The 19,596-nt window shown below is 73.0% G+C and carries 22 protein-coding genes and 1 tRNA gene; 13 read left to right on the top strand and 10 right to left on the bottom strand.

Annotated features, from left to right (window positions below; all coding sequences use genetic code 11):
* Positions 1–2: 2 nt before the first annotated feature.
* Positions 3–797, bottom strand: coding sequence for a septum formation family protein (locus EKO23_RS10955; RefSeq protein ID WP_134717150.1), 795 nt, complete (start codon positions 795–797; stop codon positions 3–5).
* Here EKO23_RS10955 and EKO23_RS10950 point away from each other — a divergent pair.
* From EKO23_RS10950 to EKO23_RS10940, 3 genes are all read left to right on the top strand, one after another.
* Positions 786–1,310 (top strand): peroxiredoxin, encoded by a 525-nt coding sequence (locus tag EKO23_RS10950; RefSeq protein ID WP_134717148.1) that lies wholly within the window; start codon positions 786–788, stop codon positions 1,308–1,310. The two genes, EKO23_RS10955 and EKO23_RS10950, sit on opposite strands and share 12 nt — an antisense overlap.
* Before the next feature lie 226 nt (positions 1,311–1,536).
* Positions 1,537–1,608: transfer RNA gene (locus EKO23_RS10945), tRNA-Val, on the top strand.
* 188 nt (positions 1,609–1,796) lie between these two features.
* Positions 1,797–2,156: a hypothetical protein gene (locus tag EKO23_RS10940; protein WP_134717146.1), complete on the top strand. Its 360-nt coding sequence runs from the start codon at positions 1,797–1,799 to the stop codon at positions 2,154–2,156.
* Positions 2,157–2,168: 12 nt separating this feature from the next.
* On the opposite strand, the gene EKO23_RS10935 is transcribed toward EKO23_RS10940, so the two are convergent.
* Entirely contained in the window at positions 2,169–2,753 is a 585-nt protein-coding gene (locus EKO23_RS10935; protein WP_134717144.1) for a TetR/AcrR family transcriptional regulator, read from the bottom strand.
* A gap of 130 nt (positions 2,754–2,883) precedes the next feature.
* Between EKO23_RS10935 and EKO23_RS10930 the strand changes: the two genes are divergently transcribed.
* The 3 genes from EKO23_RS10930 (at position 2,884) to EKO23_RS10920 (ending at position 6,701) form a co-directional block, all read left to right on the top strand.
* Positions 2,884–4,503, top strand: coding sequence for an MFS transporter (locus EKO23_RS10930; protein WP_134717142.1), 1,620 nt, complete (start codon positions 2,884–2,886; stop codon positions 4,501–4,503).
* A gap of 43 nt (positions 4,504–4,546) precedes the next feature.
* Positions 4,547–5,014 (top strand): SRPBCC family protein, encoded by a 468-nt coding sequence (locus EKO23_RS10925; protein WP_134717140.1) that lies wholly within the window; start codon positions 4,547–4,549, stop codon positions 5,012–5,014.
* A gap of 154 nt (positions 5,015–5,168) precedes the next feature.
* Positions 5,169–6,701, top strand: coding sequence for an AMP-binding protein (locus tag EKO23_RS10920; RefSeq protein WP_134717138.1), 1,533 nt, complete (start codon positions 5,169–5,171; stop codon positions 6,699–6,701).
* Here the strand turns inward: EKO23_RS10920 and EKO23_RS10915 are convergent.
* From EKO23_RS10915 to EKO23_RS10910, 3 genes are read right to left on the bottom strand one after another with little or no spacing between them, the layout of a single operon-like run.
* Positions 6,652–7,365 carry a lysoplasmalogenase gene (locus EKO23_RS10915; RefSeq protein ID WP_134717136.1) on the bottom strand — a complete coding sequence of 238 codons (714 nt, stop codon included), beginning with the start codon at positions 7,363–7,365 and terminating at the stop codon, positions 6,652–6,654. The two genes, EKO23_RS10920 and EKO23_RS10915, sit on opposite strands and share 50 nt — an antisense overlap.
* Positions 7,362–7,613, bottom strand: a complete 252-nt coding sequence (locus EKO23_RS25820) for a hypothetical protein (protein ID WP_217702573.1) — start codon at positions 7,611–7,613, stop codon at positions 7,362–7,364. Before EKO23_RS25820 ends, EKO23_RS10915 begins: the two co-directional genes overlap by 4 nt.
* On the bottom strand, positions 7,607–8,233 hold the full coding sequence (locus EKO23_RS10910) for a sterol desaturase family protein (RefSeq protein WP_217702572.1): 627 nt from the start codon (positions 8,231–8,233) through the stop codon (positions 7,607–7,609). Before EKO23_RS10910 ends, EKO23_RS25820 begins: the two co-directional genes overlap by 7 nt.
* A 387-nt stretch (positions 8,234–8,620) precedes the next feature.
* On the opposite strand from EKO23_RS10910, the gene EKO23_RS10905 reads away from it, so the two are divergent.
* Together EKO23_RS10905 and EKO23_RS10900 are read left to right on the top strand one after the other, a co-directional pair.
* A complete protein-coding gene (locus tag EKO23_RS10905) occupies positions 8,621–9,031 on the top strand; it encodes a hypothetical protein (RefSeq protein ID WP_134717134.1) in 411 nt (136 codons plus the stop codon).
* 38 nt (positions 9,032–9,069) lie between these two features.
* Entirely contained in the window at positions 9,070–9,954 is an 885-nt protein-coding gene (locus EKO23_RS10900; protein ID WP_134717132.1) for a serine/threonine-protein kinase, read from the top strand.
* Here EKO23_RS10900 and EKO23_RS10895 read toward each other — a convergent pair.
* From EKO23_RS10895 to EKO23_RS10885, 3 genes are all read right to left on the bottom strand, one after another.
* Positions 9,944–10,612, bottom strand: coding sequence for a response regulator transcription factor (locus tag EKO23_RS10895; protein ID WP_134717130.1), 669 nt, complete (start codon positions 10,610–10,612; stop codon positions 9,944–9,946). The two genes, EKO23_RS10900 and EKO23_RS10895, sit on opposite strands and share 11 nt — an antisense overlap.
* Complete coding sequence (locus tag EKO23_RS10890; protein WP_246051022.1) at positions 10,597–11,997, bottom strand: sensor histidine kinase; 1,401 nt, start codon at positions 11,995–11,997, stop codon at positions 10,597–10,599. Before EKO23_RS10890 ends, EKO23_RS10895 begins: the two co-directional genes overlap by 16 nt.
* A gap of 61 nt (positions 11,998–12,058) precedes the next feature.
* Positions 12,059–12,436: a hypothetical protein gene (locus EKO23_RS10885; RefSeq protein WP_134717126.1), complete on the bottom strand. Its 378-nt coding sequence runs from the start codon at positions 12,434–12,436 to the stop codon at positions 12,059–12,061.
* 77 nt (positions 12,437–12,513) lie between these two features.
* Between EKO23_RS10885 and EKO23_RS10880 the strand changes: the two genes are divergently transcribed.
* Genes EKO23_RS10880 through EKO23_RS10870 form a run of 3 tightly spaced genes read left to right on the top strand, consistent with a single transcriptional unit; the run spans position 12,514 to position 15,653 of the window.
* A complete protein-coding gene (locus EKO23_RS10880) occupies positions 12,514–13,632 on the top strand; it encodes a Nif3-like dinuclear metal center hexameric protein (RefSeq protein ID WP_134717124.1) in 1,119 nt (372 codons plus the stop codon).
* Between the two features lie 36 nt (positions 13,633–13,668).
* Positions 13,669–14,412: a zinc ribbon domain-containing protein gene (locus tag EKO23_RS10875; RefSeq protein ID WP_134717122.1), complete on the top strand. Its 744-nt coding sequence runs from the start codon at positions 13,669–13,671 to the stop codon at positions 14,410–14,412.
* The gene (locus tag EKO23_RS10870) at positions 14,409–15,653 is read left to right on the top strand and encodes a bifunctional RNase H/acid phosphatase (protein WP_134717120.1); all 1,245 of its coding nucleotides are present in this window, start codon (positions 14,409–14,411) and stop codon (positions 15,651–15,653) included. Before EKO23_RS10875 ends, EKO23_RS10870 begins: the two co-directional genes overlap by 4 nt.
* Here the strand turns inward: EKO23_RS10870 and EKO23_RS10865 are convergent.
* Together EKO23_RS10865 and yaaA are read right to left on the bottom strand one after the other, a co-directional pair.
* Entirely contained in the window at positions 15,650–16,183 is a 534-nt protein-coding gene (locus EKO23_RS10865; protein WP_134717118.1) for a histidine phosphatase family protein, read from the bottom strand. The genes EKO23_RS10870 and EKO23_RS10865 overlap by 4 nt on opposite strands.
* A gap of 2 nt (positions 16,184–16,185) precedes the next feature.
* The gene (gene yaaA, locus EKO23_RS10860) at positions 16,186–16,965 is read right to left on the bottom strand and encodes a peroxide stress protein YaaA (RefSeq protein WP_134717116.1); all 780 of its coding nucleotides are present in this window, start codon (positions 16,963–16,965) and stop codon (positions 16,186–16,188) included.
* A gap of 181 nt (positions 16,966–17,146) precedes the next feature.
* Here yaaA and EKO23_RS10855 point away from each other — a divergent pair, with 181 nt between their 5' ends.
* Both EKO23_RS10855 and EKO23_RS10850 read left to right on the top strand, forming a co-directional pair.
* The gene (locus EKO23_RS10855; protein WP_134717114.1) at positions 17,147–18,604 is read left to right on the top strand and encodes an RNB domain-containing ribonuclease; all 1,458 of its coding nucleotides are present in this window, start codon (positions 17,147–17,149) and stop codon (positions 18,602–18,604) included.
* Positions 18,605–18,692: 88 nt separating this feature from the next.
* A partial coding sequence (locus EKO23_RS10850) for a peroxidase family protein (protein ID WP_217702571.1) occupies positions 18,693–19,596 on the top strand: 904 nt, incomplete at its 3' end.

Genomic DNA, 19,596 nt, shown 5'->3' with positions numbered 1-19,596 from the left:
GGTCACCCGGCGGTGAGCTTGTAGCAGTTCATCTCGCGGTCGCCGTTGTCCCAGCCGGGCTCCAGCGGCCAGGTGACCCAGTAGGCGCCGTTGTCGGTGAACTCGTAGCAGCCCTTGCCCTGCTTCTCGAAGGCCTTCCGTGACGGGTACGACGCCCCGCCCCTGGCCTGGAAGTAGCCCGCCCAGCGGTAGTCGTGCTTCTGGTCGCAGGTGACGTACCTGCCCTGGTCGTTGCGGTTGTCGACGCAGCGGAAGTAGGCGTCGGGGACCCCGTCGGTCAGGATCGGCGAGCTGCCGGCCGGCAGCAGCTTGAGCCGGCCACCGGTCTCTGCCTTGGCGTCGCAGCGGAACCACCGGGCCCCGGCGCTCCACTGGCTGGTCGTCGGCTCGAACCAGATCCAGCTGAAGACCGAGGACCTGAGCTCCTTCTTCGAGAGGCCGAGGCCCTCGGCGAGGTGGGCCGTGCAGTCCTTGCGCACCTGCACCGGGTCGGAGGCGGCCGCGTCGTCGGGGAAGGTGCCGACGTAGTAGGTGATCGTGGTGTGGTCGTCGTAGCAGTTGACCGGGGCGGAGCCGTTGGTCGCCGCCTGCGACCTGGCGTAGGTCATCTTGTAGCAGGCGTCCACGGTGGGCGCTCCTGCCAGCGGGTCCGGGGTCGGCGAGGCGGTGCTGCTCGCCGGGGCTCCCATGGCTGCGTCGCCGGCACCGGTCTCCTCGCTGCACCCGCTGACCAGAACCAGCAGCCCGGCCGCGAGCGCAGCCATGGTGGTGCGAAGATGACGGTGATGGACAGTCATGGAAACCCCCTGGTCGAGAACGTCGCCGATCCTAAGGCAGGCGGTCTGGTCCAGGCCCTCGAGACCGGTGCTGCTGCGCCGGACTTCTGCCTGCGCGACCAGTTCGGGCAAGACGTCGCCCTCTCGTCGTTCCGTGGGCGGAAGGCCGTGGCGATCTTCTTCTTCCCGTTCGCGTTCTCGGGTGTGTGCACGGGGGAGATGGCGGGCATCCGGGCCCGGCTCGACCAGTTCCTGACGTTCGACACCGAGGTGCTCGCGATCTCGTGCGACCCGGTCTACGCGCTGCGCGCGTTCGCCGACTCCGACGGGCTGAACTTCCCGCTGCTCTCCGACTTCTGGCCGCACGGCGAGGTGACGCAGAAGTACGGCGTCTTCGACGAGAAGCGCGGCTGCCCGCGGCGCTCGTCGTACGTCCTGGACAAGGAGGGCGTGGTCCGCTGGTCGGTGCACCACGCCAACCCCGAGGGTCGCGACCTCGACGAGCACCTGTCCCGGCTGCGCTCATTGGCCTAGACCCAATGACCCGTTGGTACCGGATTTCGCCAGTTTTCCGGGGAAGGGGCAGACAAGTTTGGAGCGGTGGTACACACTTGTACTTGTTGCGACCGCTGGTGACCCGAGACGCCGGCGGTCGCAGCCTTTATAAGCGCTCGCGGCCCGCACACACCCCCGTTCCGGCGACTCCCCGGGACGGATTCCGGTGCCGGCCGGCGCCTCGCGTAGTCTGTGCCGCGCTTCGGGGCGTATAGCTCAGCGGTAGAGCTCTGGTCTTACAAACCAGCGGTCAGGGGTTCGAATCCCTTTGCGCCCACCCTCACCCGTCTCCCCACGCCCCGGGCCCCGTGGGCTCGCCGTCGGGACCAACGACCGTCCGCCCGGGACCCACGGCACTGGTCGCCGGAGGGACTCCCTCCCCACGCTGGAAGGCACAGAGGGCGGTGTCGCCCCGGCGCCGCCCGGCCGGCCCCGGTCGGGGCCCCGGAGTCGAGGAGGGTAGTCATGCTCGCAGCAGGGATCCTGCTCGTGGTGGCGCTGGTCCTCATCGTCGCGACCGCTCTGCTCCTGCGCTCCTGGGGGCGGGCCGAGTCGCAGACCGAGGAGCGCCTGCACGACCCACAGGTCCACACGATCGTCTACGCCATCCCCAACGGCGTCGACCCCGTCGTCTTCAAGACCGCCTTGAGCCACGCGGGGTTCACCAGCGTCACCGAGCTGGTCGGCGGCAACGAACGGCTGCTCGTGGAGTGCCCCGAGCCGCAGCGTGCCCGCCTGCGCAGCGTGCTCGAGTCGGTGCACCCTGCCGGCCTGAGCAGTGCCGTGGCTGGCTCCGACCACGTCGTGTTCGAGGACGAGCGCTGACCTCGCTCCGGCTCAGCCGAGGTCCTGGGTGAGGTAGCGCTGGATCGTCGGCCCGACGTCGGCGAGCACGTCGTCGGCGGGGCGGTCCGCGATGCCGGGCAGCCGCAGGAGGTAGCGGGTCAGGGCCAGGCCGAGCAGCTGGCTGGCGACCAGGCCGGCGCGGCGCCCGGCGTCCCGACGCGGCGCGAGGGCGCCGATCGTGGAGGCCACCTGCTCGCTGAAGACCGCACGCAGCCGGTCGGCGGCCTGCTCGTTGCTCACCGCCGAGCGGAGCAGGATCACCAGCACGTCGTCGCTCAGGCCGCCCTCCCAGCGCTCGAGGAAGTGGCGGGTGAGGCGCGCACCCAGCTCGCCCCGGGGGACGGACGCGAGGTCGGGCAGCATCAGGTCGACGTCCACCGCGGCGGCGAACAGCGCCTCCTTGCTGGAGAAGTATCGGATCACCAGGGCCGGGTCGACCGAGGCCTGCGCCGCGACCGATCGCACGGTCGTCCGATCGTACCCGTCCCGCGCGAAGTGCTCCCGCGCGGCGACGAGGATGGCGGCCTTCGTGCGTTGCGACTTGGTCGGCCGCGGGTCGTCCCGGGTGCTGGTCATGGCGTCACGCTCCCACACGCAGGACCAGAATTCAACAGGTGTTGACTTTCTGGGGGCGGGCGGGCACAGTGGGCAGGACCATGATGTCAACACGTGTTGACTTCTAGCTTCCAGCCGAGGAGAGACCGCGATGCCTGCTCACGACCCGACCACGCAGAGCCGGGGGGTGCTTGCCGTCGTCCTGCTGTCGCTGGGGCTGGTGGTGGCCGCCGTCCCCGCGCTGAACGTCGCCCTGCCCGACCTGGCGGCCGACACCGACGCCTCGATGAGCCAGCTCCAGTGGATCGTCGACGCCTACGCCCTGGTCTTCGCTGGCCTGCTGCTGCCGGCCGGCGCGCTGGGGGACCGCTACGGCCGCAAGCCGGTGCTGGTCGCCGGGCTCGTGGTGTTCGCCGCCGGCGCCGCGCTCGCCGCCCTGACCTCGAGCCCGGAGGTGCTGATCGCGCTGCGTGGGCTGATGGGAGTCGGGGCGGCGCTGGTCATGCCCACCACGCTGTCGATCATCACCAGCTCCTTCCCGCGCGAGCAGCGCGGCAAGGCGGTCGGGGCCTGGATCGGCGTGGCCGGCGCCGGTGCCGTGCTCGGGCTCCTCGCCTCCGGCCTGCTGCTCGAGGTGTGGGGCTGGCAGTCGGTGTTCTGGTTCAGCGCCGTGGTCGGCCTCGCGGTCGCCGCCCGCGCCGTACGCCGGATCCCGGACTCGCGCGACGAGGGCGCCCCCCGCGTCGACCACGTGGGTGCGGTGCTCTCGGTGCTCGCCCTGGCCGGGATCGTGTTCGCCGCCATCGAGGGGCCGGTGCGGGGCTGGACCGACCCGCTGACCCTGGGAGCGCTCGGGGTGGGTGCCGCCGGCCTGGTCGCCTGGGTGGTGTGGGGCCTGGTGGCCGAGGAGCCGCTGCTCGACCCGCGGCTGTTCGCCCGGCGGGACTTCAGCTCAGGTGTCCTGTCCATCACCCTGCAGTTCTTCGTCTTCTTCGGCTTCATCTTCCTGGTCGTGCAGTACGTCCAGCTGGTGCTCGGGTACTCGCCGCTCGAGGCCGGGCTGGCGCTGGTGCCGATGGCGATGGTCCTCGGCGGGCTGTCCCGCCGGGTGCCCCACCTCGCTGCGCGGGTCAGTCGGCGCCCGCTGGCCGTGGCCGGCCTCCTGCTCATGGCCACCGGCATGCTGGTGGTCTCGCAGCTCGACACCGGGTCCTCGTACTGGCTGCTGCTCGCGGGGCTGGTCCCGGTCGGGGCCGGGATGGCGCTGGCCACGGCCCCGGCGACGACGGACATCGTCTCCGCCCTCCCGGCGAGCAAGCAGGGCGTCGCCTCCGCGGTGAACGACGCGGCCCGCGAAGTCGGCGGCACGCTCGGCATCGCGGTCCTCGGCAGCCTGCTCAACCAGCAGTACCGCGCCGGGGTCGCGGACGCAGCGCCCGCCGGGGCGCCGAGCCACCTCGTCGACGCCGCCCGGGAGTCGCTCGCGGCAGCGCTCGGGATCGCCGCCCACCTGGGGGAGGCGGGCAGCGGCCTCGCCGCCGGTGCCCGCGCCGCGTTCGTGGACGGGATGGGCCTGGCCTACCTGACCTCCGCCGGGCTGCTGGTGGCCGCGGCGGCGGTGCTGCTCGTCGCGATCCCGGGAGGCCGCCGCACTGCCCCCGTGCAGCAGGACCGGAGCCGTTCCGAGGTGGACCGGACCGACCCCGGCGCCGACCGCGACGCCGACTCCGAGGCCGACACCGAGGCCGACACCGTGGGCGCGTCCCGCTGACGCGCTCGTGAGCGGGGGAGCGGCAGGGCCCTAGAGTCGGGTCATGTCGCCCCTCCGGCTCGAGGCCTCCCGCTCCTACCCCTGCCCCGTCGAGCACGCCTACGACACCACGATCGTTCACCCGCTGCCGCACCTGTTCCGGCACCGCTACGGGCTGCTGCCCCCGATCAAGGCGGTCACCGGTCCCGAGCCGTGGGGGACGCTCGGCCAGTCCCGACGCATCGTGCTCTCCGACGGGGGCACGCTGCGCGAGACGCTGACGATCGTCGACCGGCCCTCGGTCTTCGGCTACCGCATCGACGAGATCACCGGGCCGCTCAAGCCGCTGGCCGCTCAGGTGGACGGCGCCTGGCGGTTCGTGCCTGCGGGCACCGGCTGCCGCGTGACCTGGGCCTGGACCGTGCACCCGGCGTCGCCGGTCGCAGCCCGGCTGGTGCCCGTGCTCGGGCGGCTGTGGCGCGGTTACGCGCGGCAGGCCCTGGAGAACCTCGAGGGGATCCTGCTGGCCTGAGGCTTCAGGGCCCGGTCGGGGTGGCCCGTCCGGACCGGATCCGCCCGCCCGGCGCACCCGCCGTACCGCTGGGCGAACCCCCCGATCGGTCGGGTCCGGGGCCGTGCGCGCGTGGCTAGGGTGGTTCCGACCGTCGATGTGAGGGAGACCACTCATGCACGTCCCGTTCAGCGCCTCGGACTTCATCAACCGTGCGGAGGCCGTGTACGGCGACCGCCCCGGCATCGTCGACGAGCCTGCCCAGCCCGCCGAGTCCCTCGGCGCGCTGACCTACCGGGAGGTCGCGGACCGGGCCCGTCGCCAGGCGGCGCTCCTCGACGACCTCGGGATCGGCTTCGGGGACCGGGTCGCGGTCGTCTCGCACAACAGCGCCCGGCTCTTCAACTCCTTCTTCGGAGTGGCCGGCTCCGGACGGGTGCTGGTGCCGGTGAACTTCCGGCTGCGCCCCGACGAGGTCCGCTACATCGTCGAGCACTCCGGCGCCCGGGTGCTGCTGGTGGACCCCGAGATCGACGAGTCGCTCGCGTCCGTCACCGCCGAGCACCGGTTCACGCTCGGCGACGACGAGCACCTGTACGCCCCCGACGGCGCGACGCCGAAGCCGTGGGATCCGGACGAGACCACGACCGCCTGCATCAACTACACCTCCGGCACCACCGCCCGGCCCAAGGGTGTGCAGATCACCCACCGCAACATCTGGACGAACGCCGTGACCTTCGCGATGCACGCCGGGGTCACCGACCGCGACGTCTACCTGCACACGCTGCCGATGTTCCACGCCAACGGTTGGGGCATGCCGTTCGCGATGACCGGCCTCGGCGTCAAGCAGGTCGTGATCCGCAAGATCGACGGAGCCGAGATCCTGCGCCGGGTCCAGGAGCACGGAGTCACCGTGATGTGCGCGGCGCCGGCCGTGGTCGCCGCCGTGCTCGAGGCCGCCCAGACCTGGGAGGGCGAGATCCCCGGCCGGGACCGGGTGCGGATCATCGTCGCCGGCGCCCCGCCGCCCACGAAGACCGTGGCCCGGGTGGAGTCGGAGCTCGGGTGGGAGTTCATCCAGATCTACGGCCTGACCGAGACCTCCCCGCTGCTCACGATCAACCGCAGCCGGGCCGAGTGGGACGACCTGAGCGTCGAGGAGCGGGCGTCGAGGCTGGTTCGCGCCGGCACCCCTGCGCTGGGCGTCACCCTCAAGGTCGATCCCGAGGGCGAGGTGCTGGCCCGCTCCAACGTGGTGCTCGAGGGCTACTGGCAGCAGCCCGAGGAGTCCGCCAAGGCGCTCGACGGTGGCTGGTTCCACACCGGGGACGGCGGGACCATCGGCGACGACGGCTACCTCACGATCAGCGACCGCAAGAAGGACGTGATCATCACGGGCGGCGAGAACGTCAGCTCGATCGAGGTCGAGGACGTGCTGTTCAGTCACCCGGCGGTCGCCGAGGTCGCCGTGATCGGGGTGCCCAGCGAGAAGTGGGGCGAGACGATCAAGGCGCTGGTGGTGCTGGCCGAGGACCAGCAGGCCACCGAGGAGGAGCTGATCGCCTGGTGCAAGCAGCGGGCGGCCGGCTACAAGGCACCGACCAGCATCGAGTTCCGCGACGAGCTGGCCCGGACCGCGACCGGCAAGCTGCAGAAGTTCAAGCTGCGCCAGCCGTACTGGGCGGGGTACGAGCGCCAGGTGAACTGACGCCGGCCCGTCCGGCACCGAGCCCGGCCCCCGAGGCGGCGAGCACGCCGAGCACGATCAACGCCTGCCCGAGCGTGTACGTCGTCATCACCACGGCGCCGTCCGCGGGCACGCTGAGCCGGTCGGACAGCGAGGTGGCGGCAAGCACCGAGTCGGAGGCCACGAACAGCAGCGCCCCGATGGTGGTCCAGCGGTGCACGCCGGTGGCCAGCGCGGCCATGGTGCACAGCACCGCGCCGTAGACCGCGACGGGGACGACCATCCCGCCGAGGTCGGGCCCGAGCACGACCAGCAGCAGCAGCCACCACGCGACATACGGCGCGACCAGGGCGCGACGCCGGCGCAGCGGGCTGTCGGAGAACCGGGTCGCGAAGCCGATGCAGTAGCAGACCTGTGCGCCGAGGAAGGCGGCCAGCCCGAGCAGGAACCAGGTGTCGCCGCCGGGCATGAGGAACAGGTCGCCCAGCCACGAGAACACCAGGGCCGCGGCCGTGGCCCGGAGCAGCCGGGTCCCGAGGCGGGCCGAGGCGAGCAGGACCCCGAGCAGCAGGGGCATCAGCAGCGGCTTGGTCGCGGTGTCGAGCGCGGTGCCGTCGACGAGCTGGCCGGCGATGTTGAGCACCGACGCGACGGCGTACGCCGCGAGGAGCACGCGGGCGGTCATCGCGCACCGTCCAGCGCGGCACCGTCCACGACGTCCGCGGTCGCCGGCGTCCAGCCGGGCTTGTGCACCAGCAGCCCGAGCCGCTCCCGCCAGCCGTCGGCGGCCCGCAGGTCCTGCCCGATCGAGGCGTACTCGTGGAACGCGACCCGCACCGGGTTGTAGGTGTCGATGTTGGTGGTCAGGCCGTACGCGCAACGCTCGCCCTCGGGCTCGAAGGTGCCGAACATCCGGTCCCAGACGATCAGCATCCCGGCGAAGTCGCGGTCGAGGTAGCTGCCCTGCGAGGCGTGGTGGACCCGGTGGTGGGACGGGTGTTGAAGACCGCCTCGACCGGGCGGGGGAGCCGGTCGATCCGCTCGGTGTGGATCCAGAACTGGTAGACGAGGTTCACCGACTGGCAGAACGCCAGCACGCCGGGGTGGACCCCGGCCGCCACCATCGGGATGTAGAACACGAACGACGTGAAGCCGGTCCAGGTCTGCCGCAGCGCCGTCGACAGGTTGAACCGCTGGCTCGAGTGGTGCACGACGTGCGAGGCCCAGAGGATGCGGATCACGTGGTGGCTGCGGTGCGACCAGTAGTAGAAGAAGTCCTGCGCGACCAGCAGCAGCGGCAGCGTCCACCAGGTCAGCTCGACGCGCAGCGGCGTCAGCTCGTAGACGAGGACGTAGACCGCCAGCGCCGGGATCTTCCAGAGGATGTCGAAGGCGATGCTGCCCAGTCCCATGGTCAGGCTGGTGGCGGTGTCCCGGGAGTCGTAGCCGAGCTCGTCGTCGTCGCCGTGGAAGCGGAACGAGACCACCTCGACCACGATCAGCAGCAGGAAGCCCGGGATCGACCAGGTCACGACGTCGGGCAGGTGGGGCACGCTCGACTCCCTCCACGGCCCGCGTCCGCGGCCGGTCTCCGCGCACCGCCGCGCGCGGTGCGGCGTGATGCTAGCCGGACGCAGGTGTCCGGGCGGGCAATTGCTACCGGCGGGTCACAACGGTCCAGACCCCGCGGGTCAGAGCCCGGCCACGCCTTCGACGACCAGCAGCGCGCCGAGCCCCACCAGTACCACCGCGACGATGGTGGCGTTGTGCGACCACGGACCCCATGCGTGCCTCCTCGTCGTCGGACCGGTGCTGGCCCCGGATCGTCCCACGGCGCCGGTCCCGGTGAGAGGCGTCTCATGCGGCCCTCATGGACCACTCACGGCCGCTCGGCAGGGTCGTCCTCGACCGCACCACGAGAGTCCAGAGAGGACACCGTCATGAGGAAGACCGTCACCACAGCCCTGCTGGCCCTGGTCGGACTGGTTGCCGTCGGCCTGCTCTCCCTGCAGACCGCCGGCACCAGCCAGGCCGACGACCGGCCGAACGACCAGGTGTCGAAGCGCGACGACGACACCCCCGACCTCGTGCTCGTCGCCGACGACGATGACGACGACACCAACGACGACACCAACGACGACACGGGGACCAGCACCCGGAGCCGCCACACGGGCGTCAGCCGCTCGACCCGCGACCACACCAACAGCCGGTTCGCCGCCGTCAGCCGCGACCGGGACCTGAGTCGGAGCGACAAGACCCGCGACTGGACCCGCGACGGGAACGGCAACGTGAAGCGCGACTGGTCCGCCGACCGCACCAACGACCGCTCGCGGAACGACACCCGCCGCTGACCGCCGTACGACGGCACGGGACCGGGAGGGAACCGGACATGGAGACGTGGGACTTCGGCGAGGACGGGCAGATCGCCCCCGGGCTGACCGCGGTGCGGCTGCTCGGCGGGGGAGCGGCGTACGAGGCCTGGCTCGCCTTCGACGAGATCACCTACGCCCCCGTGGTGGTCAAGGTGCTCCGCCCCGGGCAGGTGCACGACGCCTCCAGCCTCCGCGGCCTGCGCCGCGAGGTCCGGGCACTGGCCGAGGTCAACCACCCCGTGGTCGTCCGCTCGCTCCGGCACGACGTGAATGGCCCGCGCCCCCACGTCGTGCTGGAACACGTCGACGGGCCCCGGCTCTCGACGCTGCTCCGGCGCTACGGCCCGCTGCAGGAGCAGCAGTACCTCCCGCTGGCGGTCGACCTCGCCTCGGCGCTGCACTACCTCGCGCACGTCGGCCACGTGCACCTCGACCTCAAGCCCAGCAACGTGATCATGGGCGCCCCCGCCCGGCTCATCGACCTGTCGGTGGCCCGCACCGTGGAGGAGGCGGCCGGGCTGCGGCACCCGGTCGGCACCGACGCCTACCTGGCTCCCGAGCAGTGCGACCCGCCCGCCACCGGCGCCCCCGGACCGGCCAGCGACGTGTGGGGGCTGGGCGCCACCCTGTTCGAGGCGGTGGCCGGCCACCGGCCGTTCGACGACGGCGACCCGGACGCAAGCGCGCTCGTGGACCGCTTCCCGCAGGTGGCCGTGCTCGACGGCGGGGCGCCGTACGCACTGCCGGACCGGGTGCCCGAGGAGGTCGCGAAGGTCGTGCACGCCGCGCTGGCGCCGCTGCCTCGGGACCGTCCGCGCCCGCGCGAGATCGCGGAGGCGCTGCAGCCGGTCCTCGAGCGGCAGCCCGTCGGCCACCTGGCCGGGTTCCGGGTCAGGCGCTGAAGCGGTACCCCATGCCCCGCACCGTGGCCACGGCGTCGGAGCCGAGCTTGCGGCGGAGGTAGCCGACGTAGACGTCGACCACGTTGGACCCGGGGTCGAAGTCGAAGCCCCACACGTGGTCGAGGAGCTGCTCCCGGGACAGCACCTGCCCCGGGTGGCGCATGAAGATCTCCAGCAGCGTGAACTCCCGCGCCGACAGGTCCACCTCACGGCCGTCGACCCGCACCCGGCGGGTGCGCAGGTCGAGCCGGAAACCGCCGGCCTCCAGCACGGTCTCGGCCGTGGCGGCGCCCTCGCCCGCCTGGCGCAGCCGTAGCCGGACCCGGGCAAGCAGCTCGGCGAACCGGAACGGCTTGGGCACGTAGTCGTCCGCGCCACCGTCGAGGGCGGTGACCGTGTCGGACACCGAGTCGCGCGCGGTCAGCACGATCACCGGCACCCGGGAGCCCTGGGAGCGGAGCCGGTCGAGCAGGTCGAAGCCGTCGAGCGAGGGCAGCCCGATGTCGAGGATCACGAGGTCGTGGACTCCGCTCAGGGCCTCGTCCAGCCCGACCCGGCCGTCGCCCACCGCCGTCACGACGTGGCCCTCCGCCCTGAGCCCCTTCGCGACGAACGCGGCGATCCGCTCCTCGTCCTCGACGATCAGGATGCGGGCCACGTCTCGCCCTTCCCGCTCGGCAGCCCGGTCGGCAGCGTGATCTCGAAGCGGGCGCCCCCGCCCTCCGCGTCGGTGACGGCCACGGTGCCGCCGTGCGCCTCCGCGATCGCCCGGACGATAGAGAGGCCGAGCCCGAACCCGTCGTCGTCGGGCATGGTGGCACCGCGGCCGAACCGCTCGAAGACCACCGCCCGGTCCTCGGGCGCCACGCCCGGCCCGGAGTCGCGCACCCAGAGCCGCGCCGACCCTTCGTCGTACGCCGACCCGACCGCGACCACGTCGCCCGGCACGGTGTGCTTCACGGCGTTCTCGGCGAGCTGGAGCAGCGCCTGGGTGAGCCGCTGGTGGTCGGCGCTCAGGCTGCCCACGCCGACGCCGTCGGAGCGCCAGTCCCGGTCACCGAGCGCCCGGGCCTTGGCCAGCACCGAGGTGGTGAGCTCGTCGAGGTCGACCGGCTGCCGGGTGATGAATCCGGGGCGCCCGGCCTGGGCCAGCAGGATCAGGTCGCCGACCAGCCGCGACATCCGGTCCACCTCGTCGGCGAGCAGGGCCCGGGTGCTCGCCACCTCGGTGGGGTCGGAGGCGTCGAGCAGCTCGAGGTGCCCGGCCAGCACGGTCAGCGGCGTGCGCAGCTCGTGGCCCGCGTCGTCGAGGAACTGGCGCTGCCCCGCGAACGCGGACTCCAGCCGGTCGAGCATCTGGTTGAAGGTGCGGGTGAGCGCGGTGATGTCGTCGTTGCCGGTCTCGGGCAGCCGGCGGGACAGGTCGGTGGCGGTGATGTCGCGGGCCGCGTCGTTGAGCCGGCGCAGCGGCGCCAGCAGCCGGCCCGACTGCCAGAACGCGACCGCCGTGATCGCGCCCAGCGACAGCAGGGAGACGATCGCGTAGGTGCGGACCAGGCTGGTCAGCTCCGAGCGGGCGTCGTCGAGGAACGTCACCACCACCAGGCCGCCGTCGGTGTCCCCGGTCACCGGCTGCATGGTCACCAGCAGCTCGCCGGCCTCGCTGTCGGTGCGCATCGACCGGCCGTCGGCGAGGTTCTCGCGGACCAGGTTGAGCAGGTCGAGGTCGGTGGAGACGTCGTGCCGCGACGTCGACTGGAAGCGCGGCCGGCTGCCCAGCCAGCCGATGAACAGCTCGTCGTCGCTGGGCACGTTGCGCTCGAGGAAGACCCGCAGCAGGCGTTGGGTGCTGGCGAAGGGCTGCCCGGTCTGCGGGTCGGTGCCCCGCTGCTGGAGCTGGAGGAACTCCGCGATCTCCTGGTCGGCCTGCTCGGCGGCCGCCGACTCCACCCGGGCCGACTCGATCGCGTAGATGATGACCCCGGCCAGGGTCAGCGCGAGCGCCACCAGCAGCGCCACCGTGGCGGTGATCCGGACGCGCACGGAGACGCCCGGCCGGTGCGGCCGGGCGTCCTGCGTGGAGGCCTTGTGCCCCCGGTCCCGGTCAGTCGTCGTCGTGCCCGTCGTGCCCGTCGTCCTCGCGCTCGCCGTGCCCGGGCCCGCTGTGGTCGTCGTCATCGTCGCGGCCCTCGTCGTCGTCGTGGTCGTCCAGGTCGTCGGGGCTGGGGGTGATGACCTCCGGTCCGTCGTCGTCGAGGTCGTCGTCAGCCTCGTCGTGGTCGTCGTCGCCGGCCGGGGACCGCGTGGGCGTCGGCGTGCTGCCCGGCCCCGGCGTGGGGGAGCCCTGCCGGGTCGCGTCCTCGATCACCACGGGCGCCCGCTGCCCGGGCTCGTCGCCGGTCGCGGCGAGCGTGCCCGCGACGTACGCCAGCATCGGGAGGGCCACCGCCGCCCCGACCAGGACCGTCCACCACCTGCGCATGTCAGGCACGATCCTGCCCCATGGTGGGGCCGGGGTGAGAGGTCGATGAGAGACCTCTCATCGCATAACCTCTCCGCATGCCCGCGCTCCAGGACGTCGTCGACCTGATCCACGGGTGGTACCCACCCGCGACCGCCGAGGACTGGGACGCGGTGGGCCTCGTGTACGGCGACCCCGCGGCGCCGGTCGCCAAGGTGCTGCTCGCGGTCGACCCGACCCAGGAGGTCGCCGAGGAGGCGGCGGACTGGGGAGCCGACCTGCTGGTGGTCCACCACCCGCTGTTCCTGAAGCCGGTGCACGGGTTCGCCGCCACCACCCCGAAGGGCCGGACCCTGACCACGCTGGCGAAGGCCGGCTGTGCGCTGCTCACCGCGCACACGAACGCCGACCAGGCCGAGGGCGGTGTCTCCGAGGCGTTCGCCCGGGCGCTCGGGCTCGACGACCTCGCCCCGATCCTGCCGCTGCCCGGCGAGCCGACCGACAAGCTCGTCGTCTACGTCCCGGCCGACGCCGCCGCCCCGGTGCGGGCCGCGATCTCCGAGGCAGGGGCAGGAGCCGTCGGCCACTACGACCACTGCACGTTCACCAGCGAGGGGCACGGCCGGTTCCGCCCGCTCGAGGGAGCCGACCCCGCGATCGGCACGGTCGGCACCGTCGAGGTGGTCGGCGAGCACCGCATCGAGACCGTGCTGCCGCGCCGGCTCCGGGCCGACGTGGTCCGGGCGCTGCGCGCAGCCCACCCCTACGAGGAGCCGGCCTTCCAGGTGCACGAGATGGCCGACCCCGGTGACGGCGGCACCGGCACCGGCCGGGTCGGCACCGTGCCCGGGACCACGCTCGAGGAGTTCGCGGCCACGGTCGCCACCGCGCTCCCGGCCACCGCACACGGTGTGCGGGTGGCCGGGGCGCCATCCCGCGCCGTTCGACGCGTGGCGGTGTGCGGGGGTGCCGGCGACTTCCTGCTCGACCGGATGGCCGGCTCGGACGTCGACGTCTACGTCACCAGCGACCTGCGCCACCACCCGGCGGCCGAGTTCGCCGAGCGCGGCGGGCCGGCCTTGGTCGACGTCGCGCACTGGGCCGCGGAGTGGACGTGGCTCCCGGTGGTGCAGGCGCGGCTCGCCGATGCGCTGGGCGCTACGGTGGAGTCGCGCGTGAGCACCATCGCCACCGACCCCTGGACCTTCCGGATCTGAGGGGACCCCTCCCGCCGTGCACCCGAGGAGCCGACGCTGAAAGCCGACCCGTTCGCCCAACTCAAGCTGCTCGACGTCCAGGAGCTCGACTCCCGGATCGACCAGCTGAGGCACCAGCTCGCCTCGCTGCCCGAGCACGAGCAGATCTCCGCGCTGCAGGCGACGCGCGGCACGCTCGTCGACCGGGAGCGGGACGCCCGGATCCTCGTCGACGACCTCATACGGGAGCAGAAGAAGGCCGACGCCGACGTCGAGCAGGTCAAGGCGCGCCGCGAGCGCGACCGCACGCGCATGGACCAGGGACTGGTGACCAACCCCAAGGACCTCGAGCGGATGACCCACGAGCTGGCCACGCTCGAGCGCCGCATCGGCGACCTCGAGGATGTCGAGATCGACGTCATGGAGCGCCTCGAGGAGGCCGAGGGCGCGCTGGCTGCGACGACCGAGGAGCTCGGCCGCACCGACGAGCTGCTCGCGGCGACCACCAGGACGCGTGACGAGCGGGCCACCGAGATCAACGAGAGCCTCGGCAGCGTGCAGGCCGAGCGGGCCACCGCCGTGCAGGGGCTGCCCGAGGACCTGATGGGCCTCTACGACAAGCTCCGGGCCAGCAAGCAGGGCGTGGCTGCGGCGGCCCTCCGGGCCCGCCAGTGCGGCGGCTGCCGGCTCACCCTCAACCCGTCCGACCTGGCCGTCATCGCGAAGGCGCCGGTCGACGAGGTCGTGCGCTGCGAGGAGTGCTCGCGCATCCTCGTCCGGACCGCCGAGTCGGGACTGTGAGCGGCGCGCGCACCGGCGTCACATCGGTCATCATCGAGGCGGACGGCGGCTCCCGCGGCAACCCCGGCCCCGCGTCGTACGGCGCGGTGCTGAAGGACGCCCGCACCGGCGCGGTGATCGCCGAGGACGGCACCACGATCGGGGTGGCCACCAACAACGTCGCGGAGTACTCCGGCCTGATCGCCGGGCTCCGGCTGGCCGAGGAGCTCACCCCCGACGCCGACATCGAGGTCCGGATGGACTCCAAGCTCGTGGTCGAGCAGATGTCGGGGCGGTGGAAGATCAAGCACCCCGACATGCGGCCGCTGGCGATGGAGGCGAACCGCCTCGCGCCGTTCGGCACGACGTACACCTGGGTGCCGCGGGAGCAGAACAAGCACGCCGACCGGCTGGCCAACGAGGCGCTCGACGGCAAGCGTTCCGGGGTGACCGTGGTCGGGGAGTCCGACGACTACCTGGTCGAGGTCGAGGAGGAGGTCGCGCGGCACGAGCTCGGCGCCGGAGAAGGGGCCGGGCACGACACGGCCACCGAGAAGGGGCTCGGGCACGGGCCGGACCGCGGCTGGTCGCCGCCGTCGGGTCCGCCGACCACGCTGATCCTCGTCCGGCACGGCGTCACCCCGCACACCGTCGAGAAGCGCTTCTCCGGCGGGCTGGCCAGCGCCAACCCCGGCCTCAGCGAGGACGGCCGCGACCAGGTGCGGGCGACCGCCACCTGGCTCGCCCCGCTGGCGCCGTCGGTGGACGCGGTGATCACCTCGCCCGTCCGCCGTACCCGCGAGTCCGCGGAGATCGTCGGCGCCACCCTCGGGCTGCCCGTCGGCGAGGAGCCCGGCTTCGCGGAGATGGAGTTCGGCCGCTGGGACGGGATGACCTTCGCCGAGGTCGCCGAGAAGCACCCCGACGAGCTCGAGGCGTGGATGGGCTCGATGGACGTCGCCCCCGGTGGTGGCGAGTCCTTCCGGCAGGTCGAGGAGCGGGTGCTCACCGCGCTCGAGCGGGTGCTCAAGGAGCACGAGGGCAAGACCGTCGTGGTGGTCAGCCACGTCACGCCGATCAAGACCCTGGTCGCGCACGTGCTGCGGGCACCACTGGAGTCCCTCTACAGAATGGAGCTCACGCCCGCGTCGGTGACCGTGCTGTCGTTCTACGGCGACGGCCCCGACGGCACGCCGATGACGTCGATGCGGCTCTACAACGCGCGTCCCGGCGACGAGGTGCTGCCGCCGCCCCGGTTCTAGGCCAGGTTGAACGCCTCGAGGGTCAGGTCGCCGTGGAGGTCGAGGCCGATCGTCGTCAGGGCTGCGTTGGCCACCGGCATCCGCAGCCAGCTCGCGGGGCCGGCGTCGAGGACGCGGGTGACGAACCAGGACAGGACGAACGCATGCGTCACGAGCACGACCTCCCTGCCGGCGGTCGCGTCGAGGAGCTCGTGCCAAGCCTCGGTCATGGCGCGACCGTCCTCGTCGCGTTCGGCGGGCGGCACGGCGTCCAGCCACGGCCAGCCGTGCCGGGGGTAGTCGTCCCTCCATCCCTCGGACGGCACCGCGGTCCGGTCGTCGAGCAGGGCCGAGGGGACGAGGGCCGCGTCGAGGAGGTCGGCGATCAGCGCGGCGGTCTCCGCTGCACGGCGACGCGGGCCGTGCCACACCTCGGTGACGGGGCGACCGGCCAGCCGCTGGGCCAGCGCCCCGACCTGACGGCGGCCGAGGTCCGAGATGCCGGGGTCCGCGTCCTCGTGCCCGGCCGCGTCGGCGTGGATCCGGGTCACGCCTACAGCTCCGCGGCGACGACGTCCAGGCGGGTGCCCTGCGCGGTCGGGTCACCCTCCTCGACCTTCCAGCCGAGGTCGCGCAGCAGGTCGGCGAACGCCGCCGGGGTCCGCGGGTTGCCGCCGTCCTCGAGGATCGCGCGCACGATCCGTCCCTTGGTGGCCTTGTTGAAGTGGCTGACCACCTTGCGGGTGCCCTCGTGCTCGTGCAGCACCCGGACCGTCGACACCCGCCTCGCGAGGTCGGGAGCGGGCCGCCAGAACGCGGCGTACGTGCCGGAGCGGAGGTCGACCAGCAGCCCGGAGCCGACCGCCTCGCGGACGGCGGGGTCGAGGTGCTCGCGCCAGTGGCCGGCAACCGTGCCGAGACCGGGGAGGGTGGCGTCGCCGGAGAGACGGTACGCCGGGACCCGGTCACCCGGGGAGAGCAGGCCGAACAGCGCGGAAGTCACCGCGACCCGGGTCGCCGAACGGCGCTTGGCGGCGGTGGTGAGGGTGTCGAAGCCGAGGGCGTCGTACAGCACGCCGGTGTAGACCCGGTCCGCCCGGGCGGTGGGAGCGGTGCGCAGCCCGGCGTTCCGGCGTACCAGCTCCAGCTGGGTCGGCCCCAGCCCCAGGACCTCCGCGGCCCGCTCCTCGTCCGACGAGCAGAGCCCGACCAGCGCGTCGAGCACCCGGGAGCGGGCCTCGGTGAGCGCGGCGGAGGACAGGGCGTCGAGGGCGACCGGGGCGCCCCGGCGGGCCGCGGTCTTGCCCTCGCTGGGCGGCAGCAGGATCAGCACGCCACGAGGGTAGGCGACGACGTGCCCTCTCTTGATGGCCGAGGTGCCCCTTCTTGAGGGTCGAGGTGCCCCGAGTCGTCTCCCGCGGGCAGGAAGGCAACGCGAGGTTGCGCAACACGGGGCACCTCGGCGCGCAATTCCGGGCACCTCGGCGGGGGTGGGGGCGGCTAGGGTGGCGGGCATGGCGAGCAGGGTTGTCCGGGTCCGCTCCACGGACGACGGCGTCGCGGCGCACGAGCTGCGGGAGGGGATCGCCGCCATCCAGGCCGAGCTGACGGTGTCCCCGGACTTCCCGCCCGAGGTGGAGGAGGCGGCGGCGAAGGCGACGGCATCGCCGCGGCTGCCGGACCTCGACCGCACCGACATCCCGTTCGTCACCATCGACCCGGACGGCGCGCGCGACCTCGACCAGGCGCTGCACCTCGAACGCGCGGGCGAGGGGTACGTCGTGCACTACGCGATCGCCGACCTCGCCGCCTTCATCACCCCGGGCGACCCGGTGGACGCGGAGGCCAACCGCCGCGGCGAGACGCTGTACGGCGCCGACTCCAAGGTCCCGCTGCACCCGACGGCGATCTCCGAGGACGCTGGCAGCCTGCTGCCCGACCAGGAGCGGCCGGCACTGCTCTGGACGATCACCCTCGACGCCACCGGCGAGGGCACCGACGTGACCGTCGAGCGGGCCCGGGTCCGCTCCCGCCGCCAGCTGTCGTACGACGAGGTGCAGCGCCAGATCGACGACGGCACCGCCGACGGCCCGTTGAAGGAGATGTCCGGGCTGCTGCGCGAGGTCGGCGAGCTCCGCCTCCAGCGCGAGGCCGACCGCGGCGGCGTCTCGTTGCCGCTGCCCGAGCAGGAGGTCGACGTCGACGGCGACCGCTGGACGCTGGAGTTCCGGTCGATGCACCCGGTCGAGACGTGGAACGCCCAGATCTCGCTGCTCACCGGCATGGCCGCGGCCGAGCTGATGATGCGGGGGCGCACCGGCCTGCTCCGCACCCTCCCGCCCGCCGACCCCCGCGACGTACGCCGGCTCCGGCGGACCGCCCGCGCCCTCCACGTCGAGTGGCCCGACGACATGGACTACCCCGAGCTCATCCGCTCGCTGGACCCGCGCCAGCCGAGCCACGCGGCGATGGTGGTCGCCTGCACGCGGCTGCTCCGCGGCTCCGGGTACGTCGGGTTCCACGGCGACCTGCCGGCCCAGCCGCGGCACGCAGCACTGGCTGCCGAGTACGCCCACTGCACCGCGCCGCTGCGCCGCCTCGTCGACCGGTACGCCGGCGAGATCTGCGTGGCGCTCAGCGCGGGGGAGGCGGTCCCCGACTGGGTGCTGGACCGGCTGGAGGCGCTGCCCGAGGTGATGCGGGAGTCGGGGCGCCGCGCCAACCAGTACGAGAACGCCGTCCTCGACCTGGTCGAGGCCGCCGTCCTGCGCAGCCGGGTCGGTGACCGGTTCACCGGTGTGGTCGTGGAGGTCGAGGAGAAGGACACGAAGCGCGGTGAGGTGACCGTGCAGGACCCTGCCGTCGAGGCCGCGGTCACCGGCAGCCACCCGCTGCCGCTCGGGGAGGAGGTCGAGGTGGTCCTCGCCACCGCCGACCCGGTCAGCCGGAAGGTGGAGTTCACCCTGGGCTGAGTCAGGCGTATCTGGCCCGGAGGTACGAACTCCTCGTCCGCAGGGCTCCCGGTTCGGCGGGAGCCCACCACACGGAGCGAGGGAGCAGATGACAGACGCACCGGAGCCGCGCCATGGCCGCGAGACCTTCTTCATCGAGGGCGAGGGGGTGGTCGGCGCCGAAGCGTCCGACCTGGGACCTGCGCCCGCACCGCCCACCACCCCGGCCGCGGGACTCACCGCGCCCCGCACGGCGGCGGCCGCAGACGCGGTGCCGGACTTCCGCTTCTCCCGGCTGGGCCCCAAGGGCGTGAAGACCAGCGTGGGCATGCGCCGCAAGGTCGCGCTCGCGATGACCAGTGCCCCGCCGACGGCGGGAGGGATCCCGGCCGGTTACACCTACCTCGGCCAGTTCGTCGACCACGACCTCACCTTCGACGCCACCAAGGTGACCTTCGGCGACCTGGTCTTCCCCGCCCACCTGGTCCAGGGCAGGTCCCCGGCGCTCGACCTCGACTCGCTGTACGGCGCCGGGCCGCTCGACCCGGTGTCCGAGGCGTTCTACGACCCAGACGGCCAGCACCTGAAGACGGGCAGGACCGTGGCCGCCGGCGACCCGGCGATGGACGGGTTCGACCTCCCCCGCAAGGGCACGGGCACGGCGGCACAGAAGCGCAAGGCGCTGATCCCCGACCACCGCAACGACGAGAACCTCGCGGTGGCCCAGACCCACCTCGCGTTCATCCGGTTCCACAACCGGGTCCTCGACAGGCTGCACCCGAACACCCCACCGGCGGCGAGGTTCGAGAAGGCCAGGCGCCGGGTCGTGCTCCACTACCAGTGGATGCTCAGGACCGACTACCTGCCGCGGATCTGCGACAAGGGCATCGTCGACGACGTCTTCACGAACGGGCGCAAGGCGTTCGAGGTCGGCGCCAGCCCGCTCAGCGTCCCGACCATGCCCGTGGAGTTCTCCGTCGCGGCGTTCCGGTTCGGCCACTCGATGGTCCGCG

Source organism: Nocardioides guangzhouensis (assembly GCF_004519545.1).
In the GTDB taxonomy this organism is placed as follows: domain Bacteria; phylum Actinomycetota; class Actinomycetes; order Propionibacteriales; family Nocardioidaceae; genus Nocardioides; species Nocardioides guangzhouensis.
The sequence above is the reverse complement of the archived record's forward strand: the minus strand, read 5'-3'. Positions and strand labels throughout refer to the sequence as shown.

Coding starts and splice junctions, on each gene's coding strand:
- EKO23_RS10950 (WP_134717148.1), top strand. CDS start 786: ATGGACAGTCATGGAAACCCCCTGGTCGAGAACGTCGCCGATCCTAAG.
- EKO23_RS10955 (WP_134717150.1), bottom strand. CDS start 797: ATGACTGTCCATCACCGTCATCTTCGCACCACCATGGCTGCGCTCGCG.
- EKO23_RS10940 (WP_134717146.1), top strand. CDS start 1,797: ATGCTCGCAGCAGGGATCCTGCTCGTGGTGGCGCTGGTCCTCATCGTC.
- EKO23_RS10935 (WP_134717144.1), bottom strand. CDS start 2,753: ATGACCAGCACCCGGGACGACCCGCGGCCGACCAAGTCGCAACGCACG.
- EKO23_RS10930 (WP_134717142.1), top strand. CDS start 2,884: ATGCCTGCTCACGACCCGACCACGCAGAGCCGGGGGGTGCTTGCCGTC.
- EKO23_RS10925 (WP_134717140.1), top strand. CDS start 4,547: ATGTCGCCCCTCCGGCTCGAGGCCTCCCGCTCCTACCCCTGCCCCGTC.
- EKO23_RS10920 (WP_134717138.1), top strand. CDS start 5,169: ATGCACGTCCCGTTCAGCGCCTCGGACTTCATCAACCGTGCGGAGGCC.
- EKO23_RS10915 (WP_134717136.1), bottom strand. CDS start 7,365: ATGACCGCCCGCGTGCTCCTCGCGGCGTACGCCGTCGCGTCGGTGCTC.
- EKO23_RS25820 (WP_217702573.1), bottom strand. CDS start 7,613: ATGCTGATCGTCTGGGACCGGATGTTCGGCACCTTCGAGCCCGAGGGC.
- EKO23_RS10905 (WP_134717134.1), top strand. CDS start 8,621: ATGAGGAAGACCGTCACCACAGCCCTGCTGGCCCTGGTCGGACTGGTT.
- EKO23_RS10900 (WP_134717132.1), top strand. CDS start 9,070: ATGGAGACGTGGGACTTCGGCGAGGACGGGCAGATCGCCCCCGGGCTG.
- EKO23_RS10885 (WP_134717126.1), bottom strand. CDS start 12,436: ATGCGCAGGTGGTGGACGGTCCTGGTCGGGGCGGCGGTGGCCCTCCCG.
- EKO23_RS10880 (WP_134717124.1), top strand. CDS start 12,514: ATGCCCGCGCTCCAGGACGTCGTCGACCTGATCCACGGGTGGTACCCA.
- EKO23_RS10855 (WP_134717114.1), top strand. CDS start 17,147: ATGGCGAGCAGGGTTGTCCGGGTCCGCTCCACGGACGACGGCGTCGCG.